At 68.9% G+C, this 19,870-nt stretch carries 17 protein-coding genes; 10 read left to right on the forward strand and 7 right to left on the reverse strand.

What is annotated here, in order from left to right:
• Positions 1–58 precede the first annotated feature (58 nt).
• Both acnA and EV380_RS03570 read left to right on the forward strand, forming a co-directional pair.
• Positions 59–2,767 (forward strand): aconitate hydratase AcnA, encoded by a 2,709-nt coding sequence (gene acnA, locus EV380_RS03565; RefSeq protein WP_130449395.1) that lies wholly within the window; start codon positions 59–61, stop codon positions 2,765–2,767.
• A 197-nt stretch (positions 2,768–2,964) separates the two neighbouring features.
• Entirely contained in the window at positions 2,965–3,822 is an 858-nt protein-coding gene (locus tag EV380_RS03570; protein ID WP_130449397.1) for an NAD(P)H-binding protein, read from the forward strand.
• Between the two features lie 481 nt (positions 3,823–4,303).
• Here the strand turns inward: EV380_RS03570 and EV380_RS03575 are convergent, their stop codons facing one another.
• From EV380_RS03575 to EV380_RS03585, 4 genes are all read right to left on the reverse strand, one after another.
• Positions 4,304–4,819, reverse strand: a complete 516-nt coding sequence (locus EV380_RS03575) for an MDR/zinc-dependent alcohol dehydrogenase-like family protein (protein ID WP_207219299.1) — start codon at positions 4,817–4,819, stop codon at positions 4,304–4,306.
• A 129-nt stretch (positions 4,820–4,948) separates the two neighbouring features.
• Positions 4,949–5,185 carry an alcohol dehydrogenase catalytic domain-containing protein gene (locus EV380_RS17005; RefSeq protein ID WP_423219041.1) on the reverse strand — a complete coding sequence of 79 codons (237 nt, stop codon included), beginning with the start codon at positions 5,183–5,185 and terminating at the stop codon, positions 4,949–4,951.
• Between the two features lie 4 nt (positions 5,186–5,189).
• Positions 5,190–5,900, reverse strand: coding sequence for an NAD(P)H-dependent oxidoreductase (locus EV380_RS03580; RefSeq protein WP_130449401.1), 711 nt, complete (start codon positions 5,898–5,900; stop codon positions 5,190–5,192).
• A gap of 44 nt (positions 5,901–5,944) precedes the next feature.
• A complete protein-coding gene (locus EV380_RS03585) occupies positions 5,945–6,277 on the reverse strand; it encodes an ArsR/SmtB family transcription factor (protein WP_130449403.1) in 333 nt (110 codons plus the stop codon).
• Between the two features lie 428 nt (positions 6,278–6,705).
• Between EV380_RS03585 and EV380_RS03590 the strand changes: the two genes are divergently transcribed.
• The 4 genes from EV380_RS03590 to EV380_RS03605 all read left to right on the forward strand — a co-directional run bounded on the left by EV380_RS03590 (position 6,706) and on the right by EV380_RS03605 (position 11,392).
• Positions 6,706–8,028 carry an MFS transporter gene (locus EV380_RS03590; protein WP_242607691.1) on the forward strand — a complete coding sequence of 441 codons (1,323 nt, stop codon included), beginning with the start codon at positions 6,706–6,708 and terminating at the stop codon, positions 8,026–8,028.
• Positions 8,029–8,101: 73 nt separating this feature from the next.
• Positions 8,102–10,096 (forward strand): 1-deoxy-D-xylulose-5-phosphate synthase, encoded by a 1,995-nt coding sequence (gene dxs / locus EV380_RS03595; RefSeq protein WP_130449407.1) that lies wholly within the window; start codon positions 8,102–8,104, stop codon positions 10,094–10,096.
• An 80-nt stretch (positions 10,097–10,176) separates the two neighbouring features.
• Entirely contained in the window at positions 10,177–10,773 is a 597-nt protein-coding gene (locus EV380_RS03600) for a ribonuclease FAU-1 family protein (protein ID WP_242607490.1), read from the forward strand.
• Between the two features lie 55 nt (positions 10,774–10,828).
• Positions 10,829–11,392: a hypothetical protein gene (locus tag EV380_RS03605; protein ID WP_130449409.1), complete on the forward strand. Its 564-nt coding sequence runs from the start codon at positions 10,829–10,831 to the stop codon at positions 11,390–11,392.
• Positions 11,393–11,488: 96 nt separating this feature from the next.
• Here EV380_RS03605 and argG read toward each other — a convergent pair whose 3' ends face one another.
• Positions 11,489–12,916 carry an argininosuccinate synthase gene (gene argG / locus EV380_RS03610; RefSeq protein ID WP_102158912.1) on the reverse strand — a complete coding sequence of 476 codons (1,428 nt, stop codon included), beginning with the start codon at positions 12,914–12,916 and terminating at the stop codon, positions 11,489–11,491.
• 76 nt (positions 12,917–12,992) lie between these two features.
• On the opposite strand from argG, the gene EV380_RS03615 reads away from it, so the two are divergent.
• The 4 genes from EV380_RS03615 to EV380_RS03630 all read left to right on the forward strand — a co-directional run bounded on the left by EV380_RS03615 (position 12,993) and on the right by EV380_RS03630 (position 17,236).
• Complete coding sequence (locus EV380_RS03615) at positions 12,993–14,129, forward strand: nucleoside hydrolase (RefSeq protein ID WP_242607491.1); 1,137 nt, start codon at positions 12,993–12,995, stop codon at positions 14,127–14,129.
• A gap of 89 nt (positions 14,130–14,218) precedes the next feature.
• Positions 14,219–15,022 (forward strand): ECF transporter S component, encoded by an 804-nt coding sequence (locus EV380_RS03620; protein WP_130449411.1) that lies wholly within the window; start codon positions 14,219–14,221, stop codon positions 15,020–15,022.
• Between the two features lie 16 nt (positions 15,023–15,038).
• Positions 15,039–15,806, forward strand: coding sequence for a CbiQ family ECF transporter T component (locus tag EV380_RS03625; RefSeq protein WP_130449413.1), 768 nt, complete (start codon positions 15,039–15,041; stop codon positions 15,804–15,806).
• Positions 15,803–17,236: an ABC transporter ATP-binding protein gene (locus EV380_RS03630; protein ID WP_130449415.1), complete on the forward strand. Its 1,434-nt coding sequence runs from the start codon at positions 15,803–15,805 to the stop codon at positions 17,234–17,236. The genes EV380_RS03625 and EV380_RS03630 overlap by 4 nt, the downstream gene beginning before the upstream one ends.
• Here EV380_RS03630 and EV380_RS03635 read toward each other — a convergent pair.
• Both EV380_RS03635 and EV380_RS03640 read right to left on the reverse strand, forming a co-directional pair.
• Positions 17,233–17,685, reverse strand: coding sequence for a Rieske (2Fe-2S) protein (locus EV380_RS03635; protein ID WP_130449417.1), 453 nt, complete (start codon positions 17,683–17,685; stop codon positions 17,233–17,235). The genes EV380_RS03630 and EV380_RS03635 overlap by 4 nt on opposite strands.
• 46 nt (positions 17,686–17,731) lie before the next feature.
• A complete protein-coding gene (locus tag EV380_RS03640) occupies positions 17,732–19,867 on the reverse strand; it encodes a 3-hydroxyacyl-CoA dehydrogenase NAD-binding domain-containing protein (protein ID WP_130449419.1) in 2,136 nt (711 codons plus the stop codon).
• Positions 19,868–19,870: the final 3 nt, after the last annotated feature.

Here is a 19,870-nt window from a genome sequence, read left to right on the forward strand (position 1 = left end):
CTAACTGGCGCCAGATTGGGCGTGCAACAAAGATGAAAATCTGGCGAGAGGAGTCCCAATGAGCAATGTGGACAGCTTTGGAGCCAAGGGCGTTTTAGACGTCAGTGGCAAGGAATATGAAATTTTTCGGCTGAATGCCGTTGAAGGCGCCGACAGCCTTCCCTACAGCCTCAAGGTTCTGCTGGAGAACCTGCTGCGCACCGAGGACGGTGCGAACATCACGGCCGATCACGTCCGTGCTTTGGCCGGGTGGGACGAGAACGCCCAGCCGGATACCGAGATCCAGTTCACTCCGGCGCGTGTGATCATGCAGGACTTCACGGGTGTGCCCTGTGTCGTGGATCTGGCGACGATGCGCGAGGCCGTGAAGGAGCTCGGCGGGGACGCGACGCGTGTGAATCCGTTGGCTCCGGCCGAGATGGTCATCGATCACTCGGTGCAGATCGACGCGTTCGGCAATGCCGGTGCGCTCGAGCGGAACATGGAGATCGAGTACCAGCGCAACGGGGAGCGTTACCAGTTCCTGCGTTGGGGTCAGACGGCGTTCGATGACTTCAAGGTCGTCCCGCCGGGGACCGGTATCGTGCACCAGGTCAACATCGAGTATTTGGCGCGGACCGTGATGACCCGCGAGGTTGATGGTGTGCTGCGCGCGTACCCGGATACGTGTGTCGGTACTGATTCGCACACCACGATGGTCAATGGTCTGGGTGTGCTCGGCTGGGGTGTCGGTGGTATCGAGGCTGAGGCCGCGATGCTCGGCCAGCCGGTCTCGATGCTGATCCCGCGCGTGGTCGGGTTCAAGCTCTCCGGTTCCATCCCGGCGGGCGCGACCGCGACGGACGTGGTGCTGACGATCACGGAGATGCTGCGCAAGCACGGCGTCGTGGGCAAGTTCGTCGAGTTCTACGGTGAGGGCGTGGCCGCGGTCCCGCTGGCCAACCGTGCGACCATCGGCAACATGTCCCCGGAGTTCGGTTCCACGGCTGCGATGTTCCCGATCGACGACGTCACGCTGGACTACCTGCGCCTGACGGGTCGTTCCGAGGAGAACGTGGCCTTGGTGGAGGCGTACTCGAAGGAGCAGGGGCTCTGGCACGATCCGTCGCGCGAGCTGCGTTTCTCGGAGTACCTCGAATTGGATCTGTCGACCGTGGTGCCCTCGATCGCCGGCCCGAAGCGTCCGCAGGACCGTATCGAGCTCACGGACGCGAAGGAGCAGTTCCGCAAGGACATCCACAACTACGCCGCCGGCGATGCCGACGCGCTGGGTGTGGGCCGTCCGTCGAAGGCCGTGGATGTGGCGATGGCTGATGGCCGCGAGTTCACGCTGGACCACGGTCTGGTCTCGATCGCGTCGATCACCTCATGCACGAACACGTCCAACCCCTCGGTCATGCTGGCCGCGGCGATCCTCGCGCGCAACGCCGTGGACAAGGGCCTGACCTCGAAGCCGTGGGTCAAGACCTCGGTCGCCCCGGGCTCGAAGGTCGTCACCGACTACTACGAGAAGTCGGGGTTGATGCCGTACCTGGAGAAGCTGGGCTTCTTCGTCGTCGGCTACGGCTGCGCGACGTGCATCGGCAACTCGGGTCCGCTGGATCCGGAGATCTCCGAGGCCATCCAGGCCAACGATCTGGCCGCGACCGCGGTGCTCTCCGGTAACCGCAACTTCGAGGGCCGGATCAACCCGGACGTGAAGATGAACTACCTGGCGTCCCCGCCGCTGGTCATCGCGTACGCGTTGGCCGGGTCGATGGACTTCGACTTCGAGGCCGACGCGCTGGGGCAGGACGCCGAGGGCAATGACGTCTTCCTGCGGGACATCTGGCCGTCCCCGATCGAGGTGGAGGAGGTCATTGCCTCCTCGATCGACGAGGGCATGTTCGCCAAGGGTTACGACGGCGTTTTCGATGGCGACGACCGCTGGAAGGCGCTCGACACGCCGGCCGGCGACACGTTCGAGTGGTCTGAGGATTCCACGTACGTGCGCAAGCCCCCGTACTTCGAGGGTATGAAGGCGCAGCCGGAGGCCGTGGCGGACATCTCCGGGGCCCGCGTGCTGCTGAAGCTGGGTGATTCGGTCACGACCGATCACATCTCCCCGGCTGGTTCTTTCAAGTCGGATACTCCGGCGGGGCGTTACCTGCTGGAGAACGGTGTGGATCGCAAGGACTTCAATTCCTACGGTTCGCGTCGTGGCAACCACGAGGTCATGATCCGCGGTACGTTCGCGAACATCCGCATCAAGAACCAGTTGCTCGACGGCGTCGAGGGCGGGTTCACGCGCGACTTCACGCAGGAGGGTGCACCGCAGTCGTACGTGTATGACGCGGCGCAGAACTACCGCGAGGCCGGCACCCCGCTGGTCGTTCTCGGCGGCAAGGAGTACGGTTCGGGCTCGTCGCGCGACTGGGCTGCGAAGGGCACCGCGCTGCTGGGCGTCAAGGCCGTGATCACGGAGTCGTTCGAGCGGATCCACCGTTCGAACCTGATCGGCATGGGTGTTCTGCCGCTGCAGTTCCCGGCCGGTGAGTCGGCTGACTCGCTGGGCTTGGATGGTACGGAGACGTTCGGTATCGAGGGTGTGACCGCGTTGAATGATGGTTCGACGCCGTCGACGCTGAAGGTGACTGCTGCCAAGCAGGATGGTTCCACGGTGGAGTTCGACGCGGTTGTCCGTATCGATACTCCGGGTGAGGCTGATTACTACCGTAATGGCGGCATCCTGCAGTACGTCCTGCGCCAGATCGCCAACAGCAACTAGCCTGCTCGATCGTGAGGCTGTCCGGCCGCTGCTGAAGTAGTCGGACCAGAGTCTCGCACTAGTGCCCCGTCAGGCTTCGGCTTGGCGGGGCACTAGTGCGTCGTCGGTCGGCCTCCGGCACGTGTTGCCACTGCGCGCCTGCGACACCGCGGCACGGAGTTTTCATCGTGAAGTCCACGGCTGGCAGACTATGCGTCATGACTGTATTGATTGCCGGTTGCGGCGACCTGGGCACTGAAGCCGGTATCAGATTCGTCGCGGCGGGCCATCGGGTCATCGGATGGCGGCGCACTCCGGATCTCCTGACCGCGGCCGGGCTCGAAGCGGTGGCGGCAGACCTCACCACGGAGCTTCCGACCATCCCGGCAGACGTGTCCATCGTGGTGGTGTCCATCGCCGCCGATCGCCGCAGTCCTGAGGCATATCGAACCGCGTATGTGGACGGGGTGAGGAACGTTCTGGATGCCTTGGAACGTGACAGGGTGACGCCGAAGCGCATTCTTCTTGTGTCGTCCACGGCCGTGTACGGGGACCGAACCGGCCTGGTGGATGAATCCACGCCGGCGTTGCCTGCTTCCTTCAGCGGCCAGATCCTCCTTGAGGCCGAGATGCTCCTTCTCGACCGTCTCAGGGGAACCTCGACAGAGGGCGTCGTACTGCGCCTGGGTGGCATCTACGGCCCGGGCAGGACACGCCTCATCGATATGGTCAAGGAGGGGCGCGCCGTCGTGCCGGAAGAGCCCCGCCGGACGAATCGAATCCACCGCGACGATGCTGCTGCGGCCATCGTGCATCTTGCCTCCGCGGCGGCCGCGCCGCAGCCGCTCTATCTCGGCGTCGATGACGAATCGGCAGACTTGGGCGATGTCCTGCGATTTCTTTCCCGGGAGATGGACTGTGGCGAACTTCCAGTGGGGCCGGTCCCAGTCGCCCGCGGCGGTGACAAACGCTGCGTCAACGACAGACTTCGCGGCACGGGTTTTCGATTCGCTTTTCCGACCTACAAAGAGGGGTACCGTTCGGTCCTCGCCGGCGAAGGCGTCAGGCACCCGTAGGCGGCGTGAACCCACGCACAGGTGTTCCCGGTTTCCCTGCTCCGGCAGTGCTCGTCTGCCCGGCTTCGCACGCGCCTACGACGACGAGGTTCCCGTCGGGCCGGTTGCTGGTCTGCACGTCCGTACCGCGGTCGAGGCAGGTGAGCAGAGGCGCTTCACCAGCCTGCTGGGCAGAGCCCGTTCACTCCTATCGACGCTGCTTGACCAAGCGTGTTGTGCTGCCTTTGGGAGTGGATCTGTGGATGACCGGCGAAGGGCGATGCAGGAAGCCAGCGAACCAAGTCTCAGTGTGTGCTGGGAAACTGGTGCCCGCCCCGGAGTGTCGGCCTGCCGGGACGTATGACTGAACTGCCGCGCGTTGGCGAAGCTCGGGAGCACGAGGCTTGCGTCTCGAGTGACGCTCATGTGGACTCGGTGCGGATGTCCGAGTCGCTCATCTAGAAGACCAAGGCGACTTTCCCATCGAGGCCCCCTCGGCGAATCACCGGCGTGCGCGGACGACGTCTTCGACTGAGAACACGGGGCCGACCCGTGGCGCGACGAGTGCTCCGTCGACGAGTTCGACGAGCCGGCGAAGACACTCGCCGTCGCTGCGAACCTGGTGGAGCTCGCTGATGACGCCCCTGGTGGCTAGATCCAGCGAAGGTCCGGCCTGCGTGGCGATGGTGGCGTACCGGCCGCCGTCTCGGATCTGCTCCGAGGCGTTGGCCCCGTGTGTGTCGAAGCCCCTGTCGTAGGAACGCGCGGGCAGTTCGGCGAAGTCCGTGACAACGCTCCCGGCTCTCAAGGAGAGGACGCCTTCGATCTGGGATTCCCGGGCCGCTACCGCGTCCATGCGGACGCCACGGCTGACCGCGATCTGGGCGGCGATCCTGCCGACTGCTCCGACAGCCCCCGTGACAAGGAGAGAGGAGTCTTCCTGGAGATCCAGCCAATCGAGCACCTGCAAGGCGGTCGACCCGGGAAGAGGCAATGTCCCTGCGTCGACGAGCCCCACCGAGATCGGCGCGAAGGCTACGTCCTCGGCAGGGAGTGAAGCGAGATCTGACCAGGCGCCGCGGCCCGTACTCAACTGGTTCGTCATCGCGATCACGAACTCCCCGGGCGCGAACGTCCCGGCGGGGTCTTAGATGACGATGCCTGCCAGTTCCCATCCGAGAGTGAAGGGGAGCGGTGGCGCGGAGTTTTCGATGTCTCCGTTTCTGGTCTTGTGGTCCACAGGAATGACGGCGCTCGATAGGGCTCTGATCAGGACTTCACCTGATCCGGCTTCCGGGCTCGGTATCTGGATGAGGTGGAGATCGTCAGCTGCGCTGAAGCGATCGATAGTTCTCGCATGGGGGGTCTTCCTCTGTGGTGGCAGCGGGTCAGCCTACTGCGACGGGTGGGTGCGCGCGGGAACTGCGCACAAGAGGTCGGTCGGAGAGATTCAGGAAGGCCTCCCGGATGCCTTCGAGGGCTTGGACGCGTGCCGCGTGCTCGAGGTGCGCCGGGCCGTAGGTGATGATGGGTTGCAGTGCGTCGTAGCCGACGAACTCCAGAACGCCGCGGTGGATGTGGAACAGGAAGTCGTTGATGTCCCCGAACGCGCCCCCGCGCTCGAACGAGGCAGGAGATCCGCCCGTTGTCGTGAGTAGCACGGCGCGGCGACCGGTCATCGCAGCCTGCTCGTAGAGTCCGTGTTTGCCGCCGAAGGTCGCTCCCATGATAAGAACTCGGTCGAGCCAGCCCTTGAGGACCGCGGGAACGGAGAACCACCACAGCGGAAACGACAGCACCAGCAGGTCGGCGCCGAGGAGCGCGTCGAGATCCCCTCGAACTTCAGGTGCGAGCGTGTCGGCTTCGAATGCATCGAGCTGGGCCTGCTGCGGCTTGAACGGCCGTTCTGAGGCTGGGAATTCGGAGCGGTCGAGGACCGGGCTCCAGCTGCGTTCGTAGAGATCGATGAACTCCACCGAGTAGCCACGTTCTTCCAGCGCACTTTGCGCGATTCGTGCCTGCGCGGTGTTGAACGAGGCTCGTTCGGGGTGGGCGTGGACGATGAGTGCGGCCGGTCGACGGCCAGTATCGGTTGTCATGCGACGATCATATCGAATAATCGCGATGTGTCGATGTGAGCGTGTCAGGCTCCAGTGAGGGCCGCTGCGACTCGGCGCACCAGAGCGTCGTTGCGCTTATAGTGCGTCCACTTTCCCACTCGGGTGGAGTGCACTAGGCCCGCCCGCTCGAGCGTTGCCATGTACGAGGAGACGGTGGACTGAGCGAGGCCTGTCCTCGTCTGGATGCTGCTCACGCATACACCGACCTCCTGGGGGTCCGCGATCGCTTCATAGTCCGCAAACTCGCGCGCAGGCTCGCGCAGCCACTCCATGATTTGTAGGCGAACGGGGTTGGCCAGCGCCTTGAGCGCCTCGAGCAGATCGTCCGCCGACAGGTCGGTGATGCCTTCCGTCATGGTCGTCCTCTCGTGAATCTAAGAACCACTATATGTCGTTGGGTAAGTGCGCCTCCGATGGACATTGATGACAACCGTTGAATGCGCCGGTGCCGGCTCTTTCCGTCAGGGGGCTTTGAGGGCAAGCGACCTCACCTGGACGACCTGGAGCTGGCCTTTCGGTAGCAGTGGCCGAGAAATAAATCGAGCGTCGGTGATGAAGAGGATCGAGAACAGCAATCGAAGCACCTGACGGTGCGTGCCGCGTCCGGACTCCGCCAAGTAGACGCAGATTTCATCAGCAGCGTTTGAGCTCAGTCGACCCACTGTCGGTGGGGGAGGTCGGGGACTACTCTGGCCTCATGGCTCACGACGAGCGTTCTCCGGCAGACGTCGCCCCGGCCGGCGGGCCAGCGGTGGGGCCGGACGGCACGGGACACCGCACGTTCATGCATGTGCTGGTCAACACCGCGGTCGCCAACGTCGTCACCAGCTACCTCTGGTTCGGCCTGACGTTCTGGGTCTACCTCGAAACTCGTTCCGTCCTGGCGACCGGCGTGATCGGCGGCGCCTACATGCTGCTCGTCGCGTTTTTCGGTCTTCTCTTCGGCGTGCTCGTGGACCGGTACCGCAAACGCACGGTCATGATCGGGTCAACGGTCTTCACGGTGCTCTGCTTCGCGGCGGCGTGGGCAATGTTCCTGCTGGTGCCCGAGCCGAGCCTCCTTGACCTCAGCCGCGGCTGGTTCTGGCTGTTAGCCGGGATCGTCCTCATCGGCGCCGTCGTCGAACAGCTGCGCAACATCGCCCTGTCGACGACGGTCACGCTGTTCGTGGTGCCGGACCGCCGCGCCAACGCCAACGGCCTCGTCGGCACCGTCCAGGGCCTGGCCTTCATGGTCACCTCGGTCTTCAGCGGCCTCTCGATCGGCTTCCTCGGCATGGGCGGGACGATCGTCATCGCGCTGGCATCCTGCACGCTCGTGCTCGCGCACCTGCTCGTGCTCCGGATCCCCGAGCCGCGGATCGCCCGTGCAACGCAACGAGAGAGCTTCGCGGAACTCAGGGCAGGGATCATCGCCGTGTGCATGACCGCGGGCCTCTTCGCGCTGATCCTCTTCACGACGCTGAACAACCTCACCGGCGGCGTGTTCATGGCGCTCATGGACCCCTACGGGCTCACGCTCTTCCCCGTCGAGATCTGGGGCCTGGTCCTCGGCATCACCGCCACCGGTTTTCTCATCGGGGGAGGGATGGTCGCCAGATTCGGTCTCGGGAAGAACCCCATCCGCACGCTGCTGATCCTCGTCGCGTGCACGGGGGTGCTCGGTGCCACGTTCACGCTGCGCGAGTGGTGGTGGCTCTTCGCCGCTGGGATCTGGATCTTCATGATGCTCCTCCCAGCGATCGAGGCTGCAGAACAGACGGTGATCCAGAAAGTGGTCCCGTACGCCATCCAGGGGCGGGTCTTCGGGTTCGCGATGACCTTCGAGGCTGCGGCGGCGCCGATCACGGCGTTCCTCATCGCGCCGCTGGCCGAGTTCTGGATCATCCCCTACATGGATTCCGACGACGGCCGCCAGACGTGGGGATGGCTCCTGGGGGCCGGCGAGGCACGAGGTATCGCTCTGGTGTTTCTCGTCTCGGGTCTCGCGTCGATCGGCCTGGCGGTCGCGGCCCTCTGCTCGCGGTCGTACCGGCTGCTCTCGAAAACCTACGCGCAGGCACCGGAGAACGCTCCTCCGGCGTCCGGCGCGGTCGAGGGCGGTTAGGATTGACGGACGACGACCACCGCGCCGGAAAGGCGGTGGGAGAGAGAACGAGCCGAAGGCGAAAGGAAGCTGAGTGTCACTGCTGGAGGCCATTGGCGAACCGAGCGATCTGCGCGAACTGGACGACGACCAGGTCGTCGCACTCGCCGAGGAGATCCGTCGCTTCCTCGTCGCCAACGTCGCGCGCACGGGCGGACATCTCGGCCCGAACCTCGGCGTCGTCGAACTGACGCTGGGCATCCACCGCGTCTTCGAGTCGCCCAGGGACTCGATCGTCTTCGACACCGGGCACCAGTCCTATGTGCACAAGCTCGTCACCGGAAGACAGGACTTCTCGACCCTGCGCCAGGAGGGCGGCATCGCCGGCTATCCCGACCGCTCGGAGTCCGTGCACGACATCGTCGAGTCCTCGCATGCGTCCAGTTCTCTCTCCTGGGCCGACGGAATTTCCCGCGCCCGCGTGCTGTCGGGGGAGCCGGACCGCTACGTCGTCGCCGTCGTCGGCGACGGCGCCCTGACCGGCGGCATGGCCTGGGAGGCGCTCAACAACATCGCGGCCGACAAGGACCGCCGGCTCGTCATCGTCGTCAACGACAACGGGCGCTCGTACGCGCCGACGATCGGCGGGCTCGCCAACCAGCTCGCCGGCCTGCGGCAGATGACGCTGGACAAGGTCCGCACCTCCCCGGCCTACGAGGAGACGCTCGACAAGGTCAAGCACCGCCTGCAGAGCGGGGGGAGCGTGGGCAAGTTCGCGTACAAGTCGCTCCACGCGGCCAAGAAGGGCATCAAGGACTGGTGGGCGCCCCAGGGTCTCTTCGAGGACCTCGGGATCAAATACATCGGTCCGATCGACGGCCACAACCAGGCCAGCGTGGACGAAGCCCTCCAGCAGGCGCGCGCCTACGAGGGGCCCGTGCTCGTCCACGCCCTCACTGAAAAGGGCCGCGGATACGCGCCGGCGCGCGCGAACGAGGCCGACCAGTTCCACGCCGTCGGTGTCATCGACCCGATGACCGGCGAGCCCGTCGAGACGCCGTCGAAGCAATCCTGGACCAGCGTCTTCGGCGAGGAGATCGCGGACATCGCCGACGAGCGTCCCGACATCGTCGGGATCACCGGCGCTATGCTGATCCCCGTCGGGCTCAAGAAGATGGCCGAGCGTCATCCCGAGCGGGTCATCGACGTCGGCATCGCCGAGCAGCACGCGCTCACGAGCGCAGCCGGCCTCGCCTACGGTGGCCTCCACCCCGTCGTCGCGATCTACGCGACGTTCCTGAACCGCGCCTACGACCAGCTGCTCATGGACGTAGCCCTGCACAAGGCCGGTGTGACCGTGGTCCTCGACCGCGCCGGCGTCACGGGCCCCGACGGTCCCAGCCACCACGGCATGTGGGATCTTTCGCTGCTCCAGTCGGTACCGGGGATCCACATCGCCGCCCCGCGCGATGCCGACACGCTGCGAGAGGAACTGCGTGAGGCCGTCGCCGTCGACGACGCCCCGACCGTGGTCCGGTTCTCCAAGGGCAGCGTCGGGGCGCCGCTGGAGGCCCTCGAACGACTCGCGGACGGAGTCGATGTCCTCGCCCGCCGCGGCACACCCAAGCCGGAGCAGCGCGAGGGCCGCGATGAGCGCGACGTGCTCATCGTCGCGGTCGGTTCGATGGCGGAGATGGCGCTCGACGTCTCGTCTCGACTCGAGGACCAGGGCATCAGCTCGACGGTTGTGGACCCGCGCTGGGTGCTGCCCGTGCCGCGCTCGATCGTCTCGCTCGCCGCCCGCCACCGGATCGTCGTGTGCCTCGAGGACGGCGTCAAGGCCGGGGGAGTGGGAGCCCGCATCCGTCAGGAGATGCGCGCGGCCGGCGTCGACACCGCGCTCAACGAGGTGGGACTGCCGGTCGAGTTCCTCGCGCACGGCACGCGCAGCCAGGTGCTCGCCCGGGTCGGCGTCACCGCGCAGCAGGTCGCCCACGACACGGTCGCCCAGGTGCTCGGCACCAAGGTCCCATTCGCCCGCCCCCTCGAGGGGCAGGACCTGCCGACCGGGCAGCTGCCGCAGCTGTGAGCTGGCCCCGAGCGCGAATCCCCGCGCCTTTCCCAGCCGACGTAGGGCCCGCGCCGGAGGGGATCGCCCCCGGTGATCTGGTGGTCGCCCGGGCGTGGAAGTACGACGCCGCCCCGCACTGGGTCGTGCCCGGCGTCTACCTCGGGTCCGATGCGGCCGGGCACTGGATCTTCCAGGCGGGCGGCGCATTCGTCGCCCGGCCGGGTGCGGGGTTCTTCGCGGCCTCGGACGCTGTCTGCCTTGTGCCGCACCAGGACGGGAGCGCCTCGGGTGCGGCCGGGACCGGCGTCAGCACCCGCGAGTGGGTCGCGACCTTCTACGATGAGGGCCACCCGGCCGGCATGCGCGTCTACGTCGACGTCTCGACGGCCATCTGCTGGCGCCGGCTCGCCCCGGCCGGATGGGAGCTGAACTCCGTGGACATGGACCTCGACGTCGTGCGCACGGCGGGCGCCGAGGACTTCATCGACGACGAGGACGAGTTCACGGAGCATTCCGCAGTCTTCGGCTACCCGGAGCAGCTGGCCGGGAGCCTGCGCGCCGCAGCCGACGAGCTGCTGGCCGCTGCGCGTGCGGGAGAGGGAGTCTTCGCGGCCGCGGAGCGCACAACCGTCACCCATGCCGCGCAGGGCTGGTTCGACGCGGCCCGCGCGGCACCGTCGTCGAACCCGCACTAGAAGAATTCCGGCGGGCGGGATCGACTCGCCCGCAGAAACCGACCAGAGGAGAAACATGGCGATCATCCGCACCTTCCGCCGCAACGACGACGGTAGCCTCGACTTCCGCGAGGCGTGGTACGAGTCCTACGAGGACGACACGCTCGGCCAGTTCGTGGTCAACCACGGCGCCGTCGGGCACACCTCCACGACGAAGGACGTCAAGGACGTCGACGAGGAGACCGGGGCCTCGCTGCTGGCCGCCTTCGAGGCGCAGTGCGCCGAGGACGGCTATGCGGAGATCCCGGTCGAGCAGCAGTTCTGGGCCATCGCCCAGTGGCCCGCCAAGACCGCCGGCGCCTATGCCGAACGGCTGCGGGACACCGCCGTGCAGGTCCTGACCGGGCACCTGGCCTGGCGCGGCCTCGGCACGATCGAGCGGACGAGCTTCGGCACCGGCACGCTGAACCTGCACATTCTCACCCCGGACGCGAAGAAGGTTGTGCCGGCGCTCAAGGCGGCGGTGCGCGAACACGACCTGGATCTGGCGAAGCTGCGCATCGGCGTCGCCCCCTACTCGGAGCCGACCGTCCTGAAGCAGAAGCACCCGAGCCCGCCGAAGCCTTTCAGCATCGACTAGGACGCGCCGCCGACCGGACGCGCAAACGCCCCGCGAGAAGTGGTCCTCCCAGCGCCAGCTGGGCGACCGTTTCTCACGGGGCGTTTTCCGGTGTGATCAGTCCGTGCCGGTGTCGAACGAGGCGCGCTCGAGGGCTTCGTCGGCCGCGCGGTCGTCCGCGGAGACCGCGGTGCCGCCCGTGATGGCCTCGGCGCCGCCGGCCTCCATGTCGCCGATCAGGTCCGCGGTCGCTCCGGCGACCAGGCCCGTCGTCGTGTACTGCTCGAGGCGGGTACGCGAGTCGGCGATGTCGAGGTTGCGCATGGTCAGCTGGCCGATGCGGTCGATCGGGCCGAAGGCGGCGTCGCCGACGCGCTCCATGGAGAGCTTCTCCGGGGCGTAGCTCAGGGCCGGGCCCGTGGTGTCGACGATCGTGTAGTCGTCGCCGCGGCGCAGGCGGAGGGTGACGGAGCCGGTGACGGCCGAGCCGACCCAGCGCTGGATCGATTCGCGCAGCATGAGCGACTGCGGGTCCAACCAGCGGCCCTCGTACATCAGGCGGCCGAGGCGGCGGCCCTGCTCGTGGTAGGTCGCGACCGTGTCCTCGTTGTGGATCGCGTTGAGCAGGCGCTCGTACGCGATGTGCAGCAGGGCCATGCCCGGGGCCTCGTAGATGCCGCGCGACTTGGCCTCGATGATGCGGTTCTCGATCTGGTCGGTCATACCCAGGCCGTGGCGGCCGCCGATCGTGTTGGCCTCCATCACGAGGGCGACGGCGTCGTCGAACTTCTCGCCGTTGATCGAGACCGGGCGGCCGGCTTCGAAGGCGATCGTGACGTCCTCAGTCTTGATCTCGACCGACTCGTCCCAGAACTTCACGCCCATGATCGGCTCGACGGTCTCGAGCGAGGTGTCGAGATACTCGAGGGTCTTGGCCTCGTGGGTGGCGCCCCAGATGTTGGCGTCGGTCGAGTAGGCCTTCTCAGCGGAGTCGCGGTACGGGAAGCCGTGCGCGGTCATCCACTCGCTCATCTCCTGGCGGCCGCCGAGCTCGTGCACGAACTGCGGGTCGAGCCACGGCTTGTAGATGCGCAGGTTCGGGTTGGCCATCAGGCCGTACCGGTAGAAGCGCTCAATGTCGTTGCCCTTGTAGGTCGAGCCGTCGCCCCAGACGTCCACGCCGTCCTTGCGCATGGCCTGGACCAGCAGGGTGCCGGTCACGGCGCGGCCCAGCGGGGTCGTGTTGAAGTACGGCTTGCCGCCGGTGCGGATGTGGAAGGCGCCGCACGCGAGGGCGACGAGGCCCTCCTCGACGAGCAGCGGCTTGCAGTCGACCAGGCGGGACTTCTCGGCGCCGTACTCGAGGGCGCGCCCCGGGATGGAGTCGATGTTCGTCTCGTCGTACTGGCCGAGGTCACCGGTGTAGGTGTAGGGGACGGCGCCCTTGTCGCGCATCCAGGCTACGGCGACGGACGTGTCCAGGCCGCCGGAGAAAGCGATGCCGACGCGTTCGCCGACGGGGAGGGAGGTGAGGACTTTTGACATGGACCACAGCCTAGGCCTTTTCGAGGCGAAAAACAATTTTTATGCGCAAGTGTGAATGAGTATGCATGAGGCGCGAATGACTACGCTGGTCGGCATGCACACCGACGCCGCGCCCGCGCCCGTGAAGATCCTCTTCGACAACGACACCGGCATCGATGACGCCCTCGCGCTGGCCTACTTGGCGGCGTGCGAGCACGTCGAGCTCGTCGCCGTCACCTCAACCCCGGGCAATGTGGACGCCGAGCAGGTCGCGGCCAACAATCGCGCCCTGCTGGCGCTCTGCGAGCGGCCCGAGGTGCCCGTGCTCATCGGTGCGCGGGCCCCGCTGCGGATCCCGCTCGTCACGACGCCTGAAACCCACGGCCCGCAGGGCGTGGGCTATGCGGAATTGGACGCGCCGACGTCGTCCCGGGCGGAAGAGGACGGCACGACGACGGCGGTGCCGGCCGCCGTCGGGCATTGGATCCGCGCCGCCCGGGAGAATCCGGGGGAGCTGACGGCGCTGATCACGGCCCCGCTGACCAATTTCGCGCTCGCGCTTCGGGCCGAGCCGGAGCTGCCGCGGCTGCTCAAGGGCGTGGTGATCATGGGCGGCGCCTTCTACCACCAGGGCAACACGACCCCGACCGCCGAATGGAACACGCACGTGGACCCGCACGCCGCGCGAGAGGTCTTCGCCGCCTACACGGCGGCGGCCGAGGCCGGCCTGGAGCCGGAGAAGCTGCCCGTGCTCTGCTCGCTCGACACGACCGAGCGCTTCGAGATGCAGCCCGAGCTCGTCGGCGAGCTCGCGGCCGCTGCCGGGTGCGCGGCGCCCGAGCACGTTCTGGCCACGGACCCGGAGGGCACGCGCAGCGCCGCGTCGAACCCGCTCGTGCGCTACCTCTCCGATGCGCTGCGCTTCTACTTCGAGTTCCACCGCAAGTACGACCAGGGCTTCATCGCCCACGTGCACGACTACTTCGCCGCCGGGATCGCCGCAGGCACGCTCGAGTACCGCGCGCGCCCGGCGAACGTCGACGTCGAGACGGAGTCGCCGCTGCTGCTCGGCACCACCGTGGCGGACTACCGCGGCCTCTGGGGTCGCCCGGCGAACGCGCACGTGGTCTCCTGGAACGATCCGGCGGCCGGGTTCGACGAGCTCGTGACGCGCACTGCGGCCCTCGCACGCCGTATCGACGGCGACCAGGGGCGGGGCGCGGGTATCGGATAGAATCGTTGCCCGGCCCGAGGTGACATAGGGCGTACCCGGCGGGATCCCGCCGGAACCGCACGCACGCCGCACCCTTGAGGAAAACACCTATGTCCGAATCCCTGACCCTGCCCGACGCGGCCCCGCGCTCGGGGCGCGCCCGCCTGCTCACTGCCGCCGGCATCCTGCTGCTGGCCGGCACGTATGCCGCACTCGTCCTTACCCAGCCCGAGGGTCTCGTCGACGGCCTCGGACAGGGAGTGGCCCTCGCGACGTTCGGCGCCTACCTTGCCGCCGCGCTGCTGCTGCTCGGTGCCGCCCTGCCGCAGCTGCCGCCGGCCGCGCTCACGCTCATCCCGGTTGCGCTCGCGCTGAACATCCTGCTCGGGCAGTTCGTCGGCTACACGCTCATCCCGCTCTACGTCGACTCGATCGGCACCGTGCTCGTCGGCTTCCTCGCCGGCCGCCGCGCCGGAGCGGCCACGGGCGTGCTCGGCATCCTCGTCTGGTCGCTGTTCAACCCGACGGTCCTGCCGTTCGCCGCCGGCGCCGCGCTCGTCGGCTTCCTCGCCGGCGCCGCGGCCCGCGTCGGGGCGCTGCGCCGCGTCTACCTGGCTCCGGTCGCCGGCCTCGTCACGGGCGTGATCGCCGGCGTCGTCTCCGCCCCCGTGGCCGCGTTCGTCTACGGCGGCACCGCCGGCGTCGGCACGGGCGCCCTCGTCGGAGCCTTCCGCGCGATGGGCGACTCGCTGCTCGGCGCCGTCACGAAGCAGGCCCTCGTCTCCGACCCGGGTGACAAGGCAATCGCCTTCCTCGTCGCCGCGCTGCTCGTCTACGCGCTGCCGGCCCGGCTGACCTCCGGCTTCGGCTTCGTCCGCCGCTACCGCGTCCTCGCCCGCCGCAGCGCCGGATAATCCGGCGCCCGCCGTCATGCCCGTATTCGCCCGGCTGCACCCGTTCACCGTGCTCGCCGTCGCCGCGGCGGTCGTCACGACGACGACGGCGCTCGGCACCTGGCTGGTCACTCTCGCCGTCGTGCTCACGTGCCTCGCGCTCGCCGCGGCCGCCGGGAAGCTGACGCGCCTCGCGGCCGCCGCGCTCGCGATCCTCACCCCGGCCTGGGGGTCGCAGCTGATCATCCACGGCCTCGTCGGCCGCACCGGGGAGCGGGTGCTCGCGTCGGCCGGGCCGCTGCGCATCACCGAAGAGGGGCTCGAGACCGCGGCCGGCCTCGCCGCGCGGCTGTCCGTCCTGGTCGTCGTGGGGCTGCTGTGCGCGCTCGTCATCGACCCGCACGACCTCGTCGCCGGCGTCGACCTCTCGCCGGCCCCGCCGCAGGCCGGCTACCTCGTCGCCGCGTCGCTCTCGGTGCTGCCCCGCCTCGCCGCCCGCCAGCGCGCGATCGGCGAGGCCCAGGCCCTGCGCGGGGCGCGCATCGGCCGCGGGCCGGTCGGGTGGTGGACCCGGCTGCGGCTGCGCTCGGTGCCGCTCGTACTCTCCGCGGTGCACGATGCCGCCGACCGCGCCCCGCACCTGGCCGCCCGCGGCTTCCCGCCGCGCACCCGGGTCACCCGGTTGCGCGTGGTGCCCGATTCCCGTGCCCAACGCGTGGTGCGGCGCATCGCGCTCGCCGCCGCCGTCGTTGCGCCGGCCGCCCTGCTGGCGCTGCCCGCACTGCTTCCAGGCGGCGACGCGTGAGCGTGATCCTGGGCGCGGAGATCGAGGCGTTTCGCTACGCGGAGGCGGCGGAGGACGCCCTCGCGGGCGTCGGGATCGAGGTGGCAGCCGGCGCGCTTGTCGGGATCGTCGGGGCGGCCGGCAGCGGCAAGTCCACGCTCGGGGCGGTGGCGGCCGGCTTGCTGCCGCGCGCCGCGCTCGGTTCGGAGGCCGCCGGGAACGACGGCGACCGGCTCACCGCGCGCCTCGACGTCACCGGCCAGCGGCTCGACTTCGGCCCCGGGCGAGCCCCGCGCATCGACGTCGCGGCGTGGGCGCGGCGCGTCGGCCTGCTGCCCCAGGACGCCCGCCACTACCTTTCGGGTGTGCGCGCCACCGTGCGCGAGGAGCTGGCTTTCGGCCTCGAGAACGCGGATGTCCCGCGCACACGGATGTCCGCCGCCGTCGACTCGGTCGCGGACGGGCTCGGGATCGCCGGGCTGCTCGCTTCTTCCCCTGAACGGATCTCCGGCGGGCAGGAGCGACTCGTGGCCATCGCGGCGCTGGCCGTCGCGGCACCCGCGGTCCTCGTTTTGGACGAGCCGCTCGCCGGGCTCGACGCGCACGTCCGCGCGGAGGTGCTCGGGCTCATTGCGCGGCTGCGCGCCCGAGGCACGGCGGTCGTGGCGCTCGCCGCGGAGTACGACGAGTTGATCCGCGAGGCCGACGTCGTGCACGTGCTCTCCGACGGGCGCATCGTCGCCGCCGGGACGCCCGGCGAGGTCCGGGCGGCGGCGGGCGAGCACGGAGTCCTGATCGATGTGGATGATCCGGAGGCGCGGCCCCGCGCGACCGGGGCGGAGGTCCTGCTCGAGTTCGAGGGTGTCCGGCTGCGCCACCGCAGTGCCGCCCTACCCGCGGTCGAGGGCCTCGACCTGCGGGTCGCCGCCGGGCGCTGCACGGCACTTCTCGGGCCCAACGGGGCCGGAAAGACGACCGTGCTGAAGGCCGCAGCGGGCCTGCTGGCCCCCGAGGCCGGCCGCGTGCGCGTCGAGGAGCCCGGCCTGCTGCTGCAGAACCCCGCGGACCAGCTCTTCGAGCGCACGGTCGAACGGGAGGTCGGCTTCGGGCTGGCCGGGGGTCGGCGGAACCCAGCCGTCGCGGACACGCTGGCGCGGCTCGGCCTGGAAGGCGCCGCAGGGGCGCACCCCTACGAGCTGCCCGCCTCGCAGCGGCGGCTCGTGGCGCTCGCGTCCGTCCTCGCTCGGCGACCGCGCGTACTGCTGCTGGACGAGCCGACCGTCGCGCTCGATGCCGCGGGCCGCCGGTTCCTGATGTCGGTGATCCGCGACGCGCTGGATCGGGGCGCAGGGGTGCTCGTGAGCACCCACGACGAGTCGTTCGCCGCCGCCGTCGCGCAGGAGAGCATCCGGCTCACCGGCCGTGACGGTCCTGAGCCTGGCGGGTCCTAGACGTAGACGACGACGTCCTCGCCGTCGATCTCGGCGGCGAACCGCTCGAGCGGGTCCTTCGCGGGCCCCGCGACGGCCGCTCCGTCCTCCGGCGAGAATTCGGAATTGTGGCACGGGCACTGGAAGGCGTCCGCCTCGCCGACCATCACCTGGCAGCCCTGGTGCGTGCACAGCGCGCGGTACGCGAGGACGTCGGTCTCGCTCGGGCGGAACAGCAGGTAGTTGCGCCCGTCGATCTCGACGGCGAGCTTGGAGCCGCGGGGCAGGTCGGCGGCGGGCGCGACGACGTGGGCCGCGGCGTCGGAGGGGGCCGTCGGCACGGCAGAGGGCTCGGCCGGGCCGGAGCACGCGGCCAGGGCGGCCGCGGCACCGGCGGCGGGTGCCGCGGCGAGGACGCGGCGGCGGGACGTGTGGGCTGGGGCGGTGGTCGCGGGCGTCGAATCGGTCATGACGAAAGCTTACCGATCCGACGCCGCGCGGGCACCGGTGCCGCGCTCAGGAGTGGAAACGGCGTCCGTTCACGCGCTCGGATGCCCCGACCTGATCCAGGTACGGCGTGATGCCGCCGAGGTGCATCGGCCAGCCGGCGCCGAGGATCATGCACAGGTCCACGTCCTCGGGGCTGGCCACCACGCCCTCGGCGAGCAGCAGGCCGATCTCCTCGGCGAGGGCGTCTTGGGTCCGCGCGAGCAGCTCCTCGGACGTCGACGGCGAGTCCCCGAAGGTCAGCAGCGAGGTCGTGCTCTCGGGGATGGACAAGCTCCCGTCGTCGTTCCTGACCCAGAGGCCGGTGACCTTGTTTTCGATCAGGCGCTGCAGGTTCGCCGAAACCCGGAAGCGGTCGCCGAAGGCGGCATGCAGGGACTCCATCACGTGTTGGGCGACCGGGATGCCGACCATCTCCAGCAGCGTGAACGGCGTCATCGGCAGGCCCATCGGGCGCAGGGCGCGGTCGGCGACGAGCGCGGGCGTGCCGTCGTCGTACGCGTTCTGGATCTCGCCCATGAGGCGCAGCAGGATGCGGTTGACCACGAAGGCGGCGGCGTCCTGGACGAGGACCGCGGTCTTGCGCAGACCCTTGGCGAGGGCGAACGCGGTGGCGACGACGGCGTCGTCGGTCTTCTCGGTCGCGACGATCTCGACGAGGGGCATGACGGCGACCGGGTTGAAGAAGTGGAAGCCCACGACGCGCTCGGGGTGCGTCAGGTCCGCGGCCATCGCGGTCACGGAGAGAGACGACGTGTTCGTCGCGAGGATGCACTCGGATGAGACGACGGCCTCGACCTCGGCGAAGACCTTCTTCTTGACCTCGAGCTCCTCGAACACGGCCTCGATCACGAGGTCCGCGTCGGCGAAGTCCGCCTTGTCGGTTGTGCCGACGACGAGCTCCTTGACGGCGGCCGCGTCCTCGGGGCGCAGCCTGCCCTTGGCGACCTGCTTGTCGAGCTCGCCGCGGATGTAGGAGAGTCCGCGCTCGACGCGTTCGGCGTCGATGTCCGTGATCGTCACCGGAACGCGCAAGGCCTTGGCGAACAGCAGCGCGAACTGGCCGGCCATGAGCCCCGCCCCGACCACGCCGACGCGCTGGATGGGCCGGGCCAGGGCGGCATCTGGTGCGCCGGCCGGGCGCTTGGCGCGCTTCTGAACGAGGTCGAGGAACGCGTAGACGGTGTTGTGGAACTCGTGCGAGCCCATGAGGCCCACGAGCGCGTTGACCTCGAGTTCGACCGAGTCGGCCTGGCTCAGGTGCTGGCCGGCTTTCATGACCTCGAGAACCTTCAGCGGGGCCGGGGCGGCGTTGGAGATCTTGGCCTCGACGAACGCGGCGGCCTTCTCCAGCGCGGCGTCCCAGCGGGCCGCGCCCTCCGGCGTCGTCGGGTCGACGGCGTGCGGGCGGGGCACCTCGGCGCCCTCCAGGACGGACGCGGCCCACGCGATCGACTCCTCGAGGAACGTGTCCTGCTCGAAGTGCACGTCCATGATGCCGAGGTCGAGGGCTTCGGCGGCCGAGAGGGACCGGTTATTGTTCAGCGGGTTCTCGATCATGACCTTCAGGGCCGCTTCGGGCCCGATCAGGCGCGGCAGGCGGTACGTGCCGCCCCAGCCCGGGACGAGGCCGATGAAGGCCTCCGGCAGGCCGAGCCCCTTGGCCCCGGATGCCACGGTCCGGTAGTTCGCGGCCAGGGCGACCTCGAGTCCACCGCCGAGTGCGACGCCGTTGACGAAGGCGAACGTCGGCACGCCGAGGTCCGCGAGCAGGGAGTAGGCGGTGTGGCCGAGTTCGGCCATCTGACCGCCGCGGGTGCTGTCGCGCAGCGTCGAGACGGTGGTCAGGTCGGCGCCGGCGACGAAGAATCCGGGTTTGCCGATGACCGCCAGCCCGTGGATCTCGCCGCGGGCGGCGCGGTCGCGTGCCGCAGTGAGGGCGCGGCCGAACTCGATCAGCGTGTTGGGGCCGAGCGTCGTCGGGCGCTTCGCGTCGAGGCCGTTGTCGAGCGTGATCACGGCGAGCGTGCGGCCGCCGGGCAGCGCGTGGTCGGCCGTGGTGGAGTGCGTGATGACCTCGTCCGGCACTTCGGCCGCGAGGTCGGCGAACCGGGTGAACTCGTCCTGGGCGGTGTCCTGCGTCATTGA

The organism is Zhihengliuella halotolerans, assembly GCF_004217565.1.
In the GTDB taxonomy this organism is placed as follows: Bacteria; Actinomycetota; Actinomycetes; order Actinomycetales; family Micrococcaceae; genus Zhihengliuella; species Zhihengliuella halotolerans.

What these genes read in the sequence shown, in the direction of transcription:
- acnA (WP_130449395.1), top strand. Translation starts at nt 59, where the DNA reads ATGAGCAATGTGGACAGCTTTGGAGCCAAGGGCGTTTTAGACGTCAGT.
- EV380_RS03570 (WP_130449397.1), top strand. Translation starts at nt 2,965, where the DNA reads ATGACTGTATTGATTGCCGGTTGCGGCGACCTGGGCACTGAAGCCGGT.
- EV380_RS03580 (WP_130449401.1), bottom strand. Translation starts at nt 5,900, where the DNA reads ATGACAACCGATACTGGCCGTCGACCGGCCGCACTCATCGTCCACGCC.
- EV380_RS03585 (WP_130449403.1), bottom strand. Translation starts at nt 6,277, where the DNA reads ATGACGGAAGGCATCACCGACCTGTCGGCGGACGATCTGCTCGAGGCG.
- EV380_RS03590 (WP_242607691.1), top strand. Translation starts at nt 6,706, where the DNA reads ATGCATGTGCTGGTCAACACCGCGGTCGCCAACGTCGTCACCAGCTAC.
- EV380_RS03605 (WP_130449409.1), top strand. Translation starts at nt 10,829, where the DNA reads ATGGCGATCATCCGCACCTTCCGCCGCAACGACGACGGTAGCCTCGAC.
- argG (WP_102158912.1), bottom strand. Translation starts at nt 12,916, where the DNA reads ATGTCAAAAGTCCTCACCTCCCTCCCCGTCGGCGAACGCGTCGGCATC.
- EV380_RS03615 (WP_242607491.1), top strand. Translation starts at nt 12,993, where the DNA reads ATGACTACGCTGGTCGGCATGCACACCGACGCCGCGCCCGCGCCCGTG.
- EV380_RS03620 (WP_130449411.1), top strand. Translation starts at nt 14,219, where the DNA reads ATGTCCGAATCCCTGACCCTGCCCGACGCGGCCCCGCGCTCGGGGCGC.
- EV380_RS03625 (WP_130449413.1), top strand. Translation starts at nt 15,039, where the DNA reads ATGCCCGTATTCGCCCGGCTGCACCCGTTCACCGTGCTCGCCGTCGCC.
- EV380_RS03635 (WP_130449417.1), bottom strand. Translation starts at nt 17,685, where the DNA reads ATGACCGATTCGACGCCCGCGACCACCGCCCCAGCCCACACGTCCCGC.
- EV380_RS03640 (WP_130449419.1), bottom strand. Translation starts at nt 19,867, where the DNA reads ATGACGCAGGACACCGCCCAGGACGAGTTCACCCGGTTCGCCGACCTC.